This window comes from Solicola gregarius, from assembly GCF_025790165.1.
Taxonomy (GTDB): Bacteria; Actinomycetota; Actinomycetes; order Propionibacteriales; family Nocardioidaceae; genus Solicola; species Solicola gregarius.
Map to the genome: position 1 here is coordinate 2,842,883 of NZ_CP094970.1, position 16,484 is coordinate 2,859,366.

Here is a 16,484-nt window from a genome sequence, read left to right on the forward strand (position 1 = left end):
ATGACCGGCTCCGACGTGGAGGGCAGGGCGACATGACGCGTCTCGTGGCGGCGTTCGTGGAGAGCAACACGACCGGCCATGGTGAGGAGTTGCTACACGTTGCGCGGCAGCTCGATCTCGAGCCTGTGCTGCTCGCGCGTGACCCTGGCCGTTACCCGTTCGCCGCTGGAATCGCCCGGACCCTGTCGGCCGACACAGCAGATCCGGGCGCGGTGCTCGCGGTGCTGCGTGACCTACCCGGCCGGATCGCACTCGTCACCTCGGCGTCCGATCGGTTCGTCGAGACGGCGGCAAGGGTCGCGGCCGCGTTGCACTTGCGAGGTCCGGATCCCGAGGCGGTCGCCGGCTGCAACGACAAGGCGCGCCAGCGTGAGGTCCTGGCCGCGGCCGGCGTAGCGGTGCCGCAGTGGATGGTCGCGGGGGACGCAGCGTCGGCGGCTGCCTGTGCAGAGCACATCGGCGGGCCGCTTGTCGTGAAGCCGGTGACCGGCAGCGGCTCGGTGGGGGTTCGGTTGTGCACGACGGCAGACGAGGTCGCAGCGCACGCCGGCCGGCTGCTCGCCGGGGCGGTGGACGAGCGTGGCGAGGCGATGCCCGGCGCAGTTCTTGTCGAGCAGGTCGTGCCCGGCCGTGAACTCTCGGTGGAGATCCTCGGTGGCGAGGTAGCCGGTGTCACAGAGACACGCCTTGGCGCACCGCCGTACTTCATCGAGGTCGGGCACGAGCACCCGGCACGCCTCACCACCAGCGAGACCGAACGTGTCACGGGTCTCGCCCTTGCCGCCGTCCGGGCACTTGGTCTCGCCGACCAGAACGCACACGTCGAGTTGCGGGTCACCGCCGACGCCGCATGGATCATCGAGGTCAACCCGCGCCTGCCAGGTGGGCGCATCACGACGCTCGTGCGCGTCGCGACCGACGTGGACATGCTCGCGGCGCATCTGCGGACACTGCTGGGTGAACCGCTTGTCTCCACGCCCGGTCGGCGTAGCGGTGCGGCCATTGGCTTCGCAGTCAATCCGCCCGAGGGAACCCGCCCTGACCTCGACGAGGTCCGGGCCTGTCCCGGAGTTGTGGATGTCGCCTACGATCGCTTCCGCGCTGGCACTGGCGCGTACGGCGACTTCCGAGATCGTGCAGGCTGGGTGATCGCCGAGGGTGCCGACGCCGGTGAGGCTGCCGAGCGGGTGGAGTCCGCGCTGGAAGTGCTCACCGGTGCCGCGCGCGGGTGTCTCGCGTGACGGGGCGGCTGACCAGCACGCTTCTGCCCGAGGCGCAGGCGATCGTGCAACAGCCAGGTGTCGAAAAGGCGCTCGCGGGCGAGTTGCGTACCGCGATGGATGTCGACCGGGCACACCTGATCATGCTCGTCGAGCGCGCCATCGTGCCCGCTCCTGCCGGCGTGGCCGTGCTGGACGCCATTGACAAGCTGGATGCAAGCGACCTGGCCGACCTGCACGAACGTCCCGCGCCGCGCGGGTGGTACCTGATGTACGAGGGCTATCTCTGCGAGCAACTCGATCTCGAGGTGGCCGGCTGGCTTCCAACGGCGCGATCGCGCAACGACCTGTCCGCGACGCTCGCGGCGATGTCGCTGCGGCGGGCGTTGGCCATGCTCGGCACTACGCTGGTGCGACTGCAACTCACACTGCTGCGTCAGGCCCGCGCGCACCTGCACACCGTGATGCCCGGGTTCACGCACGGTCAGCCGGCGCTGCCCATCACGTACGCGCACTACCTCGCCGCCGTGGCCGGCGAGCTCGGACGCACATTGCGGCATCTGCTACTGGCGATCGACGACCTCGACGAGTGCCCGCTCGGGGCGGGTGCCATGGGCGGCACTTCTATTCCCATCGACGCGCAGCGTACCGCTGAACTGCTCGGCTTCACCCGCCCGTCGTCGAACTCCCTTGCCGCCGTTGCCTCACGCGACACAGCGCTTCGGCTCTGCGCGGACGCCACCGGCATCGCCGATCTGCTCAGTCGGGTAGCCACGGATCTGCACGGGTGGATCAGTGCGCCAGAGCCACTGCTTCGGTTGCCTGACTCCTTGGTCGGACAGAGCTCGATGATGCCCCAGAAGCGCAATGCGTACGTGCTCGAACACGTCCAGGGCCGTGCCGCCGCTGCGCTCGGTGCCTTCACAGCAATGTCTGCTGGTACGCAGAAGTCGCCGTTCACCAACTCCATCGCGGTGCACACGGAGGCGACGCGCTATGTCGAGGAGGCGGTACGAGTCACGACCGAGTCGGTCACCTTGTTGCGACTGGTTGTGTCGAACGCGATCCCCGACCGCGAGGCGATGCTCGCGCGGGCTGAGTCCGGCATGACCGAGGCGACGGAGATCGCCAATCAGCTGGCGTTCGCCGACGGCCGAGGTTTCCGGGCCGCCCACGAGATCGTCGGTGCGGCGGCGCGCCGTGCGGTTCAAGCAGGCGTCTCGCTGCGCGACGTTGTCGGCGCCGACAGTGGGACCGCGCTCGACACGCTGGACGTGACGTCGGTTGCCGAATCGAACTGCTACGGAGGCGGACCGGCCCCGCAGACCGTTCAGCACGACCTGGCCGATCTCACCGGCTCATTGTTGGCCGCCCGCCGCAACCTGCGTGCGGCCAGCGGCAGGTGGGAGTCCACCCACATCCGCATCGCGCGGGCCGTCGACGAACTGCGCCAGGAGCATGCGTGACGATCAGTGACGCGGCAGCGGACCGATGGCTCACCTGCCCAGTACCTCGCCGGGCTGCGCGGGCGCGACTCTTCTGCCTGCCGCATGCGGGCGCCGGAGCGTCGGCGTACGACGGCTGGCCGGACATGCTCGCCGAACACACCGACGTCGAGGTGCTGCCGGTGCGCCCGCCCGGCCGCGAGTCGCGACTCGCTGAGCGGCCACGCCTCGACTCGTCGGAACTCACCGACGCGATTGAGCGACGACTGGACCGACCGTATGCCCTCTTCGGGCACAGCGTCGGCGCCCGTCTCGCCTTCGAGGTCGTTCGCGAGCTGCGTCGGCGCGGCCGGCCCCGTCCGGTGCTGTTGTGCGTATCCGGATGCCCCGCGCCACAGCTTCCAGTCGAGTCGCCGGAAGACTCGAGCCTGTGTGACGACGCGTTCCTCGAACGCGTCGCAGGCATTGGTGGCATGCCCGCGCATGTGCTGGCCGACCCAGAACTGCGTGAACTCGTGCTGCCCGCATTGCGAGCCGACTTCGACTATGTCGACTCGTACCGCTACGAGCCGGAGCCGCCACTCCCCGTACTACTGCACGCTTTCGGCGGAGACGACGACCCGGAGGCCGGACCCGGCAAGGTCCAGGCATGGCGCAGCCAGTCCATCGGGCCGTTTCGCTGCACAATCCTCCGCGGCGATCACTTCTTCGTCACGGAGCACCGCGACGAGGTGATTCGGCAGGTCGCGGGGTCGTTGGAAGGCGCCCTCGAGACCTCCCTCGGCCTCGCCTCCGAGGCCGGCTCGGCATTCGAGGCTCACCGAGCATGACAGGAGCGCCGCTGTGTCTTTGGGCAGGAACGCTCGTCGGGCATGACCTGATGACGAGGCTGTGCGCAGCGGCCGACGCGGGGTACGCGTCGATGTCGGCATCACCGGCCGAACTGGCGGCGGCCGTCGGAGCCGACGGCGGCCGCGCTGTGCGTGCAGCCCTCGATGACACCGGATTGACGCTCGCGTGCCTGGACCCGGTCGTCACCTGGGTCCCGGGCGCCGTAGCCGCCCATCCCGCACACAGAGCGCACGCGCTCGTCACAGTGCAGACGTGCCTGGAGCTCGCGGAGCGTTTCGGGATCCCATTACTGAACGCCGTCGACGTCACCTGGCGCCCGCTCGGTCACGGGGCATGGGACGGATTCGCCGCCCTTGCTGCCGCTGCCGCGACCCGAGGCATGTCGGTCGCCGTCGAGCCGCAGGTCTACTCGGGGGTGCCGGACGTCGGGAGCGCCATGGACTTGTGTTCGTACGCCGGCACCGGCACGGCACTGCTCGTCGACCTGTGGCACCTCAATCGCATGCACCCGCCGGCCGATCTCACGGGGCCGTCGATCGCAGCGGTCCAGGTCGCCGACGGCCCGCGCCATGCCGCATCCGACCCGGTCGCCGAAAGCATCACGGCGCGGCTAGCGCCCGGGGCCGGGCAGTTCGATCTCGTCAATCAGCTGCGTACGCTGCGTGTTCGCGCGGACGTCCCGATCGGGCCGGAACTGTTCGGTCCCGCGGTACCGGACGCGGCCGTCGCAGCACATCTTGCCGAAGCGCTGACGACCACCCGTGCGGTGCTCGCCGACGTGGTACGCGCGCAGGTCACGCCCAGATGATTGTTGGTTCGTCACCGCCGGTCGAGGTCGCGATCGCGGTGGCATGCTCCTCGGCCGCCTTCCTCTCCGTTGGCGTGAGCCGGTCGAACGGCTCGATCGTCACCTCGGCCGACGAGCTGCGGTAGCGCCACATGCCTGCGACTTCGCCGTTGACCAGGAGTGCGCCCGGGCCGGACAACGCTTTGAACACCTTCTGGCGACGCGTGGAGTCGGGCACGAGCAACGCGCGGTCGGCTTGGCGTAGGTAGGGGTCGTTGGGCGGCACCAACGCCGCTCCCTTCGGAGGGCTTGCCGTACGCAGGCGGTCGAGCAGGGATTCGGGAAGATCGCACCTCTTCGAGCCGATCTTCACCTTGACGAGGTCGCCATCGAGGTCGTTCCAGACTCTGGTGATGCCGGTGGTGCCGGCCTCCTGCCAGTCCCGGTAGAGCGTCTTGGTGATCGGCCCGTTGACCCTGAAGAACGTCTCGAGGAACCTCTTGTGTGGGTTCTCGACACTTTGCTGCTTCACTTTCGGACGTGGGTAGAAGATCGTGGCACGGCCTTCCGACGGGCCGATGACGACCTGCGCCTGCCGCACCGCGGCTCGGAACATCCCGTCTGGCACGTGTACGGCATCGCACCTCGGGCAGTACGACGACAGGGATGGCGACACTTCGTCGGCGACCTGTCGGCTGGCGTCGCCCTTGGGTGTCTTGCCCTGCACGATTCTCCCGAGCGCGGCGGCGACCTCATCGACCGCTTCGACGAACGCCGCTCCGCCATCGTCGGACTCGAGCGGAGCGAGGGCATCGCGCACCAGGTCCAGTTGATCGGCGCTGTGCGCATGCGGCGCCCCGCGTACTGACCACATGCACACAGCGGGGCCGCTCGGAGTGATCGCGTCCGCAATGGCCGTGTTGTCGAGGCTTGTGGTGCGCTGGGAGAGCGCCTGCTCGCCGTTGGACTGACGACTACCTTGCAAGCCGAGGAGGAGCAGATCGTCGAGAACGTCGTCCTCTGCGTGCCCACCCAGGCCGTGTCCGCTCCAGCGGTACCCGAGCCAGCGGTCCCTGTCCACGATGGCTGTATTGCTCATGCGGCCGAGCCTACGGGGAGTCCGAATGTGCGGCTTGTAGGACGTCGCTGGCGATGCGCAGTATGTCCTCGACGTAGTCGACGAGGTAGAAGTGGTCGCCGGGGAACGTACGCATCGCGAATCCGCCGGTGGTCACGTCCGCCCACTCGTGCATATCGGATGTCGGAGCGATTGAGTCGGATTCGCCGGCCAGGGCAATGACGGGGACGTCGAGGCTTCCGTTGGCGGCAGGGTCGACATAGGCGGCACTGATCGTGAGGTCGGCGCGGATGGCAGGTGTGAACAGTTTGCGCAGTTCCGGGAGGTCGAGGACCTCGGTCTCGGTGCCGCCCCATTCAGCGAGTGCCTGCCACATCTGGTCATCGGGCAGTTCATGCACCGTGCTCGTGACGGGCACCGTGGGGGCGACGTGCGCGGACACGATGAGTCCACACAGGGTGGCGCCGGCACCACTGACTCGCCGGGCGGTCTCGAACGCGACAGAGGCGCCCATACTGTGGCCGAACAGTACAACTGGCGTGTCGCCGGGTCCCTCGGCGACGTCCGCGAGGAGTTCCGTCGCGAGCGCATCAGCGATCTGTTCGACACTCTCCGCGAACGGCTCGGCGAGGCGTTCGTGCCGGCCGGGGTATTGGACGGGCACCAACGCGACCCCGTCGGGGACCGCTGACGACCATGGCCGAAAGTATGTGGCGCTGCCGCCGGAGTGCGGACAGCAGACGATGCGTGGCGTACCCGGCGCAGGTGGATCGCCGTGCTGCCAGCGTCTCTTGGGCGGTGCGGTCGGAGCCGTGGCGCTGTGGATCACCCCTCGAGTCTCGGTGTCTTCGTGACGCCCGGTCGAACAACCTTGCACGGATCATTCACGGGTCATTCGTCAGGCTGGCTGCGGTGCGTATGAATCGGGACCATTGGGTGGTGATCACCGGACTCGACTTCGATCTCACCGACCCGCAGACCTTTCGGCCCGGGGAACACGGCCATCTCGTCGAACTGTGGGAATCGTTGCGGGCCCGCGATCACGTGTTCTGGCAGCCGTTCGAAGACACCGGGTTCTGGTCGGTCATCTCGTATGCCGACGTCCGCGCGACCTACCGTGATCGGGAGAACTTCACGTCTGAGCGCGGCAGCATTCTCGACACCCTGCTCGCCGGCGGTGATTCCGCTGGTGGACGCATGCTCGCGGTAACCGACGGCGCACGACACCGGGCGCTTCGTAAGGCGATGAGCCGGTTCTTCACGCCGCGGCATCTCGAGTCGGTCGAGCGGTCGATCGCGCGACGCACGGCACGCGTCGTCGACGAGGCGGTGGAACGATGCACCGTCGACTTCGCGACCGATGTCGGCGACCGTCTCCCTATCGAGGCGGTCTGTGACCTGATGGGGGTGCCGGAGTCAGATCGACCGCAACTACTCACCTACACCAAGGCGGCTCTGTCGTCCGATGACGAGGACAGCTCCGAACTCGACGCGATCAGTGCGCGGAGCGAGTTGCTGCTCTACCTCGCCGACCTGGTGGCCGCGCGGCGCACCGACCCTGGCGATGACCTCGTCAGTGTGCTGACGAGCGCCGAGGTCGACGGTGAGCCGTTGGACGACGACGATCTCGCGCTCAACTGCTACTCCTTGATCCTCGGCGGCGACGAGTCGACGCGCGTGTCTGCCGGTACCGGCGCTCTCGCCTTCGCGCGCTGCCCTGCGCAGTGGACCAAGCTACGCGAGTCCCGCAACGTGTCGCCGAACCTGCTGCCCACAGCCATCGAGGAGGTGCTGCGCTGGAGTACGCCGTCGATGCACTTCGCCCGAACCGCGACGGCCGATGTGCAGATCGGCGAGCACACCATCCGCCGCGGCGAGGTCGTCGCATTGTGGAACAGCGCCGCCAACCTCGATCCGGAGTGGTTCGAACAGCCCGGGCGTTTCGACATCGACCGCCCCGCGCGCGACCACCTCACCTTCGGCCAGGGCAGGCACTACTGCGTCGGCGCGATCATGGCTCGCATCGAGTTGCGCTGCCTGTTCGACGCATTATGCGAGCGTGTCGTCCGGATCGAGGAGGCTGCGGCACCGCGACAGGTCTTCTCGAACTTCCTGTTCGGCTACAGCAGCCTGCCACTTCGTCTACACAGAGCCTGAGGTAACAGCGGCGCTCCACACCCAGAGCCTGCCGGCACCCGCCCGTCTCGCATCAGGTGCGGCCGCCGGCCAAGGCGGCGAGACCGGCCGGTGTTGCCGCCTCGAAGGCGTCGCGCAGCGGCAGTCGTACGCCGGTGCGTTTTGCGACCGTGCTGATCAGCCGAGTGAACTTGATCGAGTCCCCGCCGAGACTGAAGAAGTCGTCGCCGGGTCGGACGGCGTCGACTGCCGGCAGGTTCTCGACGAACAGTTCACGCACGATGTCTTCGAGGTCGCCGGACAGGTCGCCGAGCCGACCCGAGCGGTCGCTCGGATCGGCGGCCTCGGCCGGGTGGTCATGCCCGGGGGAATCCGTCGGTGTGGGCAGTCGGGCTCGGTCGATCTTGCCGTGCGCAGTGGTCGGTAGGGTTTCGAGCACGATCAGGCGGTTCGGCAGCATGTGCCGGGGCAGCTTGTCGGGGAGATCGCGCTGCAGATCCTGAAGGCGGGAGCCGGCGGCGAGTGTCACCCAGCCGATGATGCTGTCGCTGCCCGGCTCAAGCTGGCGCACCCCGACGGCCGCCGTGCACACCGCCGGGTGCGCGGCGATAGTTGCTTCGACCTCGCCTAGCTCGATCCGGAAGCCGCGCAGCTTGATCTGGGCATCGCGGCGCCCGACGAACTCGAAGTGCCCCTCCGGGCGGCGTACACCCAGATCGCCGGTGAGATAGACCCGCTCGCCGGACGTCCCGTTCGGGTCGGGGCGGAAACGGGCGGCCGTTTGCCGCGGTCGGCCGAGGTACGCGCGCGCGATGCCGTGGCCGCCGACTCTGATCTCACCGACCCGGCCGCTGTCGACGCAGCTGAGCTCGTCGTCCACGACGTCGACGCGCGTCTCATCGAAGGCGGTGCCGATGTCGGCGCGGCGGCCGCCGCGCAAGGGTTCGCTCATCGTTGCGCCGACCGTTGTCTCGGTTGGGCCGTAGCCGTTGATGAGTGTACGTTCGGGTGCCCACGCATCGACGATGCCCTGGGTGCAGGTGTCTCCGGTCGAGACGACGGTTCCGCCGCGGAGCACGTCGCTCGATGGGTTCAGAGCACCGAGTGCCACGGGGGGGCAAGGTCGCGTGCGTGATGCGGCGGTCGGTGAGCGTGTTCGAGAGAGGCTCGCCGGGCAGCAGCTCTTCGGCCGGGGTGAGGTGCAGTGTTGCGCCGTGCAAGAGCGCCAGGGTGATGTCCCAGAACGCGGCGTCGAAGCTAGGCGACGCCCACTGCAGCACCTGGTCGCCCTCGCCGGTGCCGATCGTGCGGGATTGGGTCGTGGCGAGTGCGCGCATACCGTCGTGCGTTACTGCAACGCCTTTCGGCTCCCCGGTCGAGCCGGAAGTGTAGATCAGGTAGGCGAGGTTGTCCACGCGAAGGGGCGAGAGTCGTTCGGCGTCTGTGAGTACGTCGTCGGCCACCCCAGGCGCGCTCGCGTCGGCAATGACGAGGTCGTCGACGTCGAGGTCCCAAGGCGACCGGCCGGTGTGTAGCAGGAGCGTGGGCTCGGCGTCGGCGATCATGAACCCGATCCGCATGGCCGGGTAGGACGGGTCCAGCGCCAGGTAGGCCGCGCCCGACTGCAGGATTCCGAGAAGCCCGACCAGCCAGTCGCTCGAGTCACGGTCTGCGACGACCGCGACGATCGATTCCGGTCCGATGCCGCGCTCGATCAGGCGACGCGCGACTCGGCGTGACGCCCGTGCGAGTTGGCGGTACGTGAGTGCGCGGTCCGGCGCCACCACCGCCGGTGTACGGGCGTGCCGAGCGACGACGTCCTCGAAGAGGTTGACGGCGGTCGCGGCACGCTCGTCGTCAACGCCTGGCCGCTCGGCATCGACCTGTCTGACCAGTCCGGCGGCGGTAGGTGTGACGAGCTCACCGGCCGTGGTCACGCCGGCTCCAGCAGGTAGCCGCGACCCCACACGGTGACGATGGAGAGCTTGAGCGGTTTGATACGCCTCCGCAGACGCAGGATGCGCAGGTCGAGTGCGTTGCGGTGGTCGTCGCACTCCTCGCCCCAGGCGCGCTCGATGAGCTGATCGCGGGAGGCGACTCGCTGGAAATTGTCGACGAGGACGTGCATGATCGCCGCCTCGGTGTCGGCCAGCGGTAACCGGGCGGCGTGCGTACACAGCACGTTGTCCGGACTGATTGCTGGGATCTGTTCGTTGCGGGCGCGTTGAATCAGGCTTTCGACGCGAGCGTCTACGTCGCCTTGTTTCAGAGGCGGGCGCACCCAGTCCTCGAGGGGGTCAATACATTCCGGTGCTTCTGCATTGGATTCCGCCACCCACAGCACCGGGGTGCGGTTACTCAGGAAGCGATCGCGCTCGCAATATTGCAGCGGCCATCGAAGGAACTGGATGTCGTCGCCCGGTGGACGTCGCCGCCGGCTCTGCGGGACGTCGGTGGACGAAGCCGGCGTGGCGCGGTTCACCGCGGGACGTGAGATAAGGGGGTGAGTACGGTTCGTGGCGCTCAGCGGCGCATCGGTGATCCTCAATGTTCGATCCTCCCTCGGCATGCGTAACCGGCGGTCGTTGTCCCGAGGCCACGTCGCCGGATGGCCGAATTCTTGCCGCTCGGGCACGGGCTAAAACATGGTTCGCCAAGGTTGCGAGGGGTTGGACGCCGCACCCGCCATGCGCTAAACGCGGGCGTACTAACATGACGCGGCCGCGGGCTGAACGGGTCTTTCTCGCCTCTGTCGCCGTTGCCCGATCGCCTTGCCATTATCGCATTTCGGTGTACTGAGCGTTACACGTCGGCGCTCTTCGGCGGAAGTCTCGCACAACGGCGAAGCCGCATACCCGGTCGTTTCGCCTCATGACATCGATCCGTGCATTTTCCTTGGATGACTGCGCGCGGTACGTACCCGTGATCGCCGGCCGCCCCCGACGACTCAGGTGATCTCGTCGTCGCGTCCGGCGGCCGACAGACTCGCGACAGGCTGCCCCACAAGCGATGCACTCCATGGTGAATTCGCATCGTCAAGGATCCGCGCGGCGTTCGCGCGCAAACCGACCGCAGAGAGTAGCGACGACGGCATGCGTACTGGATCGGAACCGTGCATGGCCGCGATTGACGCATTGGCGGCCCCAGAACGTGGGTCCATAGCCCCGGCCGGCCGGGGTCGGCACGTGGTGAGCACGAGCGGTCGCCACGTCGTGGCGGCGACGGCCGCCGTCCTCGACATCGCAGGCACGATGAGTCCGCCGGCGGCGTTCGCGAACGGCCTGGATTCGTACGCCCGCACTCACCTCGTCGACACCGTGGTCCGGCCCGGGGCCGCCGTACGCGAGGTGGTCGCCGATGTCGTCGCGGACGTACGCCGGGCAGTCGGCCGGTCCGATGCCGACGTGCGCGACGTTGCGCAAGTACTCGAGCGGTGGAGCGACGAGGACCGCAAGGTTGCACCGCTGAGGACCCTGCAGGGGCTGATCTGCCAGCAGGGCTTTGCCGCCGGCGAGTTGACCGGGACAGTCTTCCCGGACGTCCCCCCAGCGCTTGCCCGCTGGCGTGCGGCGGGGGTACCGCTGTACGTGTACTCCTCTTGTCCAGTGCGGGTCCAACGGCTGTGGTTTGCGCACTGCGTCGAGGCCGACCTCGCGTCGGCGTTCACCGCGCACTTCGACACGCGCAACACCGGCGCGAAGACCCAGGCCGCCGCCTACGTGCGCATCGCCGAGGCGCTCGATTCAGCCGCGGAGAAGCTGGTGTTCCTGTCGGACACCTGCGCCGAGCTGGACGCCGCACGTACGGCGGGGTGGTCGACTATCGGCGTGCGTCGCCGCGGTGAGGTGCACATTGAGCTCGGCGACCATCCGAGTATCAACAGCCTCGACGGGCTCGACCTCGCGGCCGACCGCAGCGGATGAGCTCGCCGGTACGCGTGAGGTCGGCGAGGTTGGTCAGGTTCACTACGAAGCGCCGCCGACGGGTACGTCGGGCGGGGAGCTCGCGCTCTCGCAGCAGCTGTCATCGGACTGCTCGTGCGGCGAGAGGCTCGCGGCAGGTGCGGGTCGGAGGCCAGAGCACGACCCGCATCAGCGGCGGCGTGGACCTGTAGCGGACTCGCGTACGGTCGCGATCCGGGCTTAGGCTGTCCTTTCCACCTCCGCCGCGAAAGGAAGCGACGTCGATGGCACGAGTCTCCTCGCATGATCGGCGAGATCAGCTCGTCGAGGCCGCGATCCGGGTCGCTACGCGCGAGGGGGTCGGTGCTGTGACGACGCGTACGGTCGCCGCCGAGGCGGGGGCGACTCCGGGCATCGTGCACTACGTCTATCGGTCGATGACCGATCTGTTGCGCGACATGGTGAAGGCGATCGCCGACGAGCAGATTCATCGGGTGACGTCGGTGCAGGTCGAGGGTTCCAGCGTGCGCGAGTGCCTCGAGCGCGCGTTCGAGGCACTCTGGACGACGCTCGAGTCCGAGCCCGATGTACACCTGCTCACGTACGAGGTGACCGACTACGCCTTACGGCACGAGGAGCTCGGCGACCTTGCCGGCTGGCAGTACCGCTGCTACTTCGACGCCGCGGCGACCGCCCTCGAGTCAGTGGCGAAGGCGGCGAGTGTCGAGTGGGTGGTGCCGGCCGAGTCGTTGGCGCGGCTGATCGTGGCGGTCAACGACGGTGTCTCCCTCGCCTGGCTCGTCGACCGCGACACCGATCGTGCCCGGGGGACGTACGGCCAGGTCATCGATCACCTGGTCGAGGTGGCACGGCCCGTCTGAGCCGGTGTCAGCCGAGCGCGAGGCCGATGCCGAGACCGATCCCGTACGCGAGTGCGGTGAGCCCTGTGTCTCGCAGTGTCGGGATGAGCGCCATCCCGGTCGCACCGCGTACGACGGGCAGCGACGCGCGTACGCCAGGTGCGAGCGCGACCAGGGCGAGCAGCGTCCACGGGGTCGCGGCGACGAGCCAGCCGATCACGGCGAGCGCGACGACCTGCAGCGCTACGAAGAGCATCCGGGTGCCGCGGTCGCCCATCACGACGGCGAGGGTGCGCTTGTCCGACTCCCGGTCGGTGGGGATGTCGCGGAGGTTGTTCGCGACCAGGATCGCGCAGATCAGCGCGCCGAGCCCGACGGCGGCGGCGACGCTCGGCCAGGTGACCTCCTCGACCTGCACGTAGGTCGTGCCGATGACCGCGACCAGGCCGAAGAACACGAACACGCTCACCTCGCCGAGCGCGCGGTAGCCGTAGGGCGTCGACCCGCCGGTGTAGAACCAGGCGGCGGCGATCGCGGCAGCGCCGATCAGCAGCAGCCACCAGCCCGTCGCGGCGGCGAGCACCAGACCGGCGGCAGCGCCGACCGCGAAGCAGCCGAACGCGGCGGCCTTGACCGACCCGGCCGTTGCCACGCGCGAGCCGACGAGCCGAAGGGGGCCGACGCGTTCGTCGTCGGTGCCGCGGATGCCGTCGGAGTAGTCGTTGGCGAAGTTCACGCCGATCTGCAGGAGCAGCGCGAGCACGAGGCACAGCACGGCCCGCCACCACACGACGGAGTCGGCGAACGCGGCTGCGCCGGTGCCGGCGACCACTGGCGAGATGGCAGCGGGAAGCGTACGCGGGCGGGCGCCCTCGATCCATTGCGATGCGGTAGCCACGAGCGGCAATTCTGGCAGCACGCGGCCCCGGGGCGTACGTCGGGATCGGCCCGTCCGTTGTGTGCATGGGCCAGGGACAGCGCACGGGACCGGCCTTGCCTACGCTTGCGTCGATGAGCGAGCCGAGCCTGCGCCCCGTGACCGGCGCACCGCATGAGGTGATCCCGCTGCTGCGGGACTGGCTCGCGGCGCCCGGGTCGGTCGAACCGCTCGTCGTTGCGACATCCGGCTCGACGGGGCAGCCGAAAGGCGTCCGGCTCTCCCGGGAAGCAGTCTCGGCGTCGGCGGCGGCCACGCACGCGCGGCTCGGTGGTCCTGGTCAGTGGCTGCTCGATCTGCCGGCCACGTACGTCGCCGGGGTGCAGGTGCTCGTGCGCTCGCTGATCGCGGGGTACGAGCCGGTCGTCGCAGGCGACCACGGCTCGTTCGGCGCCGCGGTAGACGCACTGTCGGCCGACCGGCGCTACGTCTCCCTCGTACCAACGCAGCTCCATCGGCTCGTGCAGTCGGGCGACGTCGAGATACTCCGCTCGTTCGATGCCGTGCTGCTCGGTGGCGCCGCGTCGTCGCCAGCGCTGGTCGATGCGGCACGTGCCGCTGGCGTACGCGTCGTACGTACGTACGGGATGAGCGAGACCAGCGGCGGGTGCGTGTACGACGGCATGCCCCTCGACGGCGTGCGGGTACGTATCGGCGACGACCGGCGGGTGCAGTTGGCCGGCCCGATGCTCTTCGACGGGTATGCAGGCGATGCCGATGCGACCGCGGAGGTCCTGCAGGACGGGTGGTTCGCGACCTCCGACCTCGGCGAGCTCGACTCCGACGGCCGGCTCCGCATCATCGGCAGGGTCGACGACGTCGTGGTCAGCGGGGGCGTGAACGTACCGCTTCCCGCGGTCACCGAGGCGTTGCGGGCGTACGACGGTGTGCGCGATGCGATGGCGATCGGCGTCGACGACGCCGAGTGGGGTACGCGCGTGGTGGCGTGCGTGGTCTCGGGCGCGGGGGCCGACCTGGCGTCTTTGCGGGATGCGCTCGTCGCGGCTGGCCTGCCGCGCACCTGGGCACCGCGCCAGCTGGTGCCGCTCGATGCTTTGCCGCTGCTGCCCAACGGCAAGGTGGACCGGGTGGCCCTGCGCGAGCTGGCGGCCGGGTGACCGACGAGAGAATCTGCAGTTGACCGCGAATCGCGGGCCAACTGCAGATTCTCTCGTCCTCGACGCTGCTCACCCGCGCCAACCGCCCCGGCGCAGCATCCGGACCAGCTGGTCGGCGACTCGGTCCTGCAATCGGCGTACCGCGTACGAGCTGAAGATCAGCACCCGCGGTCCGTCGATGGTGATCTCGTTGATGCGGGCGAGATCCGACTCCCACTGCACGATCCGCATATGCGGGATGCCATGGATCTCGCATGCAGTGTCGTACGCCTTCCATTCGACGTCGAGGTAGTAGCGGCCGTCCTCGCGCTTGACCTTCGCCTGTCTTGTTGGCTCGGGGAGGTGGAGCGCACTGCGCAGGTTGTCGAAGTCCCGCTCGGGCAGCGACTGGATGCCCCCGGCGGCGTCGAGGATGGACTCCACTATGAGCGCCCGATGGCGGCATGCGCCTCGGCGTTCCAGCGCCTCGCGGAAGTGTCGCGGTGTGGCCAACCGCTGCTGAACGACGGCGAGCACAAATGCTCGTGCCCGCTTCTCCGCGGGGTGCGGGGTCCAGCTCGCCTCGTCGATCGCGGCGCGCGCCGGCCGGTGCCGAACGGGTTGCCGGAGTGGATGTACATCGCGCTCGTCCAGGTACTCCGACCAGTGGACGTTGACACTCGCGTACGGCGGGACGCGGGCACCCATCGGTTGGACCACTCGCGGCAACTCGGCATCGGACTGGAGTCCGGTGAACCCATCGCAACGCAACGCGGTGATGCCGCCGAGCACCGACCCACGCGCGCAGGCGAGTAGTGCCACCCAACGCTGCTGGGCGATCGAGAGCGGGCCGTTGTGCAGCACGACGACTCCGCGCGCCGGCCGGTGCCAGCGACCGGCTCGGACCTCACGCGCGACCCGATGTCGACCGAACAGTGACACCGCTTGCCACGTCGCGAGCACGCCGTCCTGGTCCGTCACAGTCGACTCCGACACGGTCCGTACGAACTCAGCACGCGCCTCGGACATGCGGCACAGCGTGGCGGATTTCGGAACGCTCGGATAGCGGGCACACGCAATCTGTGGACAATCTGCCGGGCGGTGACGAGAGAATCTGCAGTTGGCTCGCGATCCGCGGGCAAGTGCAGATTCTCTCGTCACCCCGCGTACGCTGCGCCGGGTGGAGACCGTCACCTACTCGATCCCGATGCGGACCCGGTTTCGTGGCATCACGACCCGCGAGGGGATGTTGCTGCGTGGGGATGCCGGGTGGGCGGAGTTCAGCCCGTTCTGGGACTACGACGCGGCCGAGTCGCGCCCGTGGCTCGACGCTGCGCTCGACTCCGCCGAGCGCCCCTGGCCAGCGCCGGTACGCGACCGGATTCCTGTCAACTGCACGGTTCCCGCGGTCGATGCCGAGCGTGCGTACGCGATCGCGAGCGGCGACCACGGGTGTCGTACGGCCAAGGTCAAGGTGGCCGAGCCGGGCCAGACGCTTGCCGACGACGTCGCCCGGGTCGAAGCAGTACGCGACGCGCTCGGGCCGGATGCCCGGATCCGGGTCGACGCCAACGGGGCATGGGATGTCGACGAGGCGGCCGTCGCGATCGGAGCACTCGACCGCGCTGCCAACGGGCTCGAGTACGTCGAGCAGCCCAGCGCCGCGGTCGAGGATCTCGCGGCAGTACGCAAGCGCGTCGACGTACCGATAGCCGCCGATGAGTCGATCCGGCGAGCGGCGGACCCGATGCGCGTCAAGCGCCTCGACGCCGCCGACGTCGCCGTGCTGAAGGTGCAGCCGCTCGGAGGCGTCCGCGCGTGCCTGCGGATCGCCGAGGAGATCGGCCTTCCCGTCGTGGTGTCCAGCGCCCTCGAGACCAGCATCGGCATCGCCGCCGGCGTCGCTCTCGCTGCCGCACTTCCCGAGCTGCCGTACGCCTGCGGTCTCGCCACGACTCGCCTGCTCACCCGCGACACGGTCGACGACCCGCTCGCGCCGCGCGACGGCGCACTGCCGGTCGTACGCCCGGACCCGCGCACAGACCTGGCAGATGTACGCGCCGACGACGAGACGGCCGCGCGATGGGACGAGCGGTTGACGCGTGTGCGGACCGCGGCCGACGGCCCTTGATCCCCCGACAAACAAATCGACATTTGTTATGCCAGGGCA

The 16,484-nt window shown here is 68.9% G+C and carries 16 protein-coding genes and 1 pseudogene; 9 read left to right on the forward strand and 8 right to left on the reverse strand.

From position 1 onward, the window contains the following. Positions 1–32: 32 nt before the first annotated feature. Genes L0C25_RS13970 through L0C25_RS13985 form a run of 4 tightly spaced genes read left to right on the forward strand, consistent with a single transcriptional unit; the run spans position 33 to position 4,325 of the window. On the forward strand, positions 33–1,241 hold the full coding sequence (locus L0C25_RS13970; protein ID WP_271632273.1) for an ATP-grasp domain-containing protein: 1,209 nt from the start codon (positions 33–35) through the stop codon (positions 1,239–1,241). Further along, complete coding sequence (locus L0C25_RS13975) at positions 1,238–2,686, forward strand: lyase family protein (protein WP_271632275.1); 1,449 nt, start codon at positions 1,238–1,240, stop codon at positions 2,684–2,686. The genes L0C25_RS13970 and L0C25_RS13975 overlap by 4 nt, the downstream gene beginning before the upstream one ends. Beyond that, positions 2,683–3,495, forward strand: coding sequence for a thioesterase II family protein (locus tag L0C25_RS13980; RefSeq protein WP_271632276.1), 813 nt, complete (start codon positions 2,683–2,685; stop codon positions 3,493–3,495). Before L0C25_RS13975 ends, L0C25_RS13980 begins: the two co-directional genes overlap by 4 nt. Beyond that, entirely contained in the window at positions 3,492–4,325 is an 834-nt protein-coding gene (locus L0C25_RS13985; protein ID WP_271632278.1) for a sugar phosphate isomerase/epimerase family protein, read from the forward strand. The genes L0C25_RS13980 and L0C25_RS13985 overlap by 4 nt, the downstream gene beginning before the upstream one ends. Here L0C25_RS13985 and L0C25_RS13990 read toward each other — a convergent pair. Both L0C25_RS13990 and L0C25_RS13995 read right to left on the reverse strand, forming a co-directional pair. After that, on the reverse strand, positions 4,312–5,403 hold the full coding sequence (locus L0C25_RS13990; RefSeq protein ID WP_271632280.1) for a DNA glycosylase AlkZ-like family protein: 1,092 nt from the start codon (positions 5,401–5,403) through the stop codon (positions 4,312–4,314). The genes L0C25_RS13985 and L0C25_RS13990 overlap by 14 nt on opposite strands. A 10-nt stretch (positions 5,404–5,413) precedes the next feature. Then, positions 5,414–6,259, reverse strand: coding sequence for a thioesterase II family protein (locus tag L0C25_RS13995; protein WP_333908537.1), 846 nt, complete (start codon positions 6,257–6,259; stop codon positions 5,414–5,416). Positions 6,260–6,300: 41 nt separating this feature from the next. On the opposite strand from L0C25_RS13995, the gene L0C25_RS14000 reads away from it, so the two are divergent. Continuing rightward, complete coding sequence (locus L0C25_RS14000; RefSeq protein WP_271636832.1) at positions 6,301–7,539, forward strand: cytochrome P450; 1,239 nt, start codon at positions 6,301–6,303, stop codon at positions 7,537–7,539. Between the two features lie 52 nt (positions 7,540–7,591). Here L0C25_RS14000 and L0C25_RS14005 read toward each other — a convergent pair whose 3' ends face one another. The 4 genes and pseudogenes from L0C25_RS14005 to L0C25_RS14020 form a co-directional block, all read right to left on the reverse strand. Next, positions 7,592–7,957: a phosphopantetheine-binding protein gene (locus L0C25_RS14005; RefSeq protein ID WP_271636833.1), complete on the reverse strand. Its 366-nt coding sequence runs from the start codon at positions 7,955–7,957 to the stop codon at positions 7,592–7,594. After that, positions 7,934–8,518, reverse strand: a pseudogene (locus tag L0C25_RS14010) (AMP-binding protein); the annotation flags it as partial. The pseudogene L0C25_RS14010 and the gene L0C25_RS14005, both read right to left, overlap by 24 nt. Continuing rightward, complete coding sequence (locus tag L0C25_RS14015) at positions 8,415–9,485, reverse strand: AMP-binding protein (protein WP_333908538.1); 1,071 nt, start codon at positions 9,483–9,485, stop codon at positions 8,415–8,417. The pseudogene L0C25_RS14010 and the gene L0C25_RS14015, both read right to left, overlap by 104 nt. Continuing rightward, on the reverse strand, positions 9,452–10,066 hold the full coding sequence (locus L0C25_RS14020; RefSeq protein ID WP_271632283.1) for a winged helix-turn-helix domain-containing protein: 615 nt from the start codon (positions 10,064–10,066) through the stop codon (positions 9,452–9,454). Before L0C25_RS14020 ends, L0C25_RS14015 begins: the two co-directional genes overlap by 34 nt. Positions 10,067–10,703: 637 nt before the next feature. On the opposite strand from L0C25_RS14020, the gene mtnC reads away from it, so the two are divergent. Next, entirely contained in the window at positions 10,704–11,441 is a 738-nt protein-coding gene (gene mtnC / locus L0C25_RS14025; protein WP_271632284.1) for an acireductone synthase, read from the forward strand. Between the two features lie 263 nt (positions 11,442–11,704). Then, a complete protein-coding gene (locus L0C25_RS14030) occupies positions 11,705–12,301 on the forward strand; it encodes a TetR/AcrR family transcriptional regulator (protein WP_271632285.1) in 597 nt (198 codons plus the stop codon). A gap of 7 nt (positions 12,302–12,308) precedes the next feature. On the opposite strand, the gene L0C25_RS14035 is transcribed toward L0C25_RS14030, so the two are convergent. Further along, positions 12,309–13,178, reverse strand: a complete 870-nt coding sequence (locus L0C25_RS14035) for a 1,4-dihydroxy-2-naphthoate polyprenyltransferase (protein WP_271632286.1) — start codon at positions 13,176–13,178, stop codon at positions 12,309–12,311. Positions 13,179–13,291: 113 nt separating this feature from the next. Here L0C25_RS14035 and menE point away from each other — a divergent pair, with 113 nt between their 5' ends. Continuing rightward, positions 13,292–14,335 (forward strand): o-succinylbenzoate--CoA ligase, encoded by a 1,044-nt coding sequence (gene menE, locus L0C25_RS14040; RefSeq protein WP_271632287.1) that lies wholly within the window; start codon positions 13,292–13,294, stop codon positions 14,333–14,335. A gap of 69 nt (positions 14,336–14,404) precedes the next feature. Here menE and L0C25_RS14045 read toward each other — a convergent pair whose 3' ends face one another. Continuing rightward, positions 14,405–15,343 carry a hypothetical protein gene (locus tag L0C25_RS14045; RefSeq protein ID WP_271632288.1) on the reverse strand — a complete coding sequence of 313 codons (939 nt, stop codon included), beginning with the start codon at positions 15,341–15,343 and terminating at the stop codon, positions 14,405–14,407. A gap of 151 nt (positions 15,344–15,494) precedes the next feature. On the opposite strand from L0C25_RS14045, the gene L0C25_RS14050 reads away from it, so the two are divergent. After that, the gene (locus tag L0C25_RS14050; RefSeq protein ID WP_271632289.1) at positions 15,495–16,445 is read left to right on the forward strand and encodes an o-succinylbenzoate synthase; all 951 of its coding nucleotides are present in this window, start codon (positions 15,495–15,497) and stop codon (positions 16,443–16,445) included. Positions 16,446–16,484: the final 39 nt, after the last annotated feature.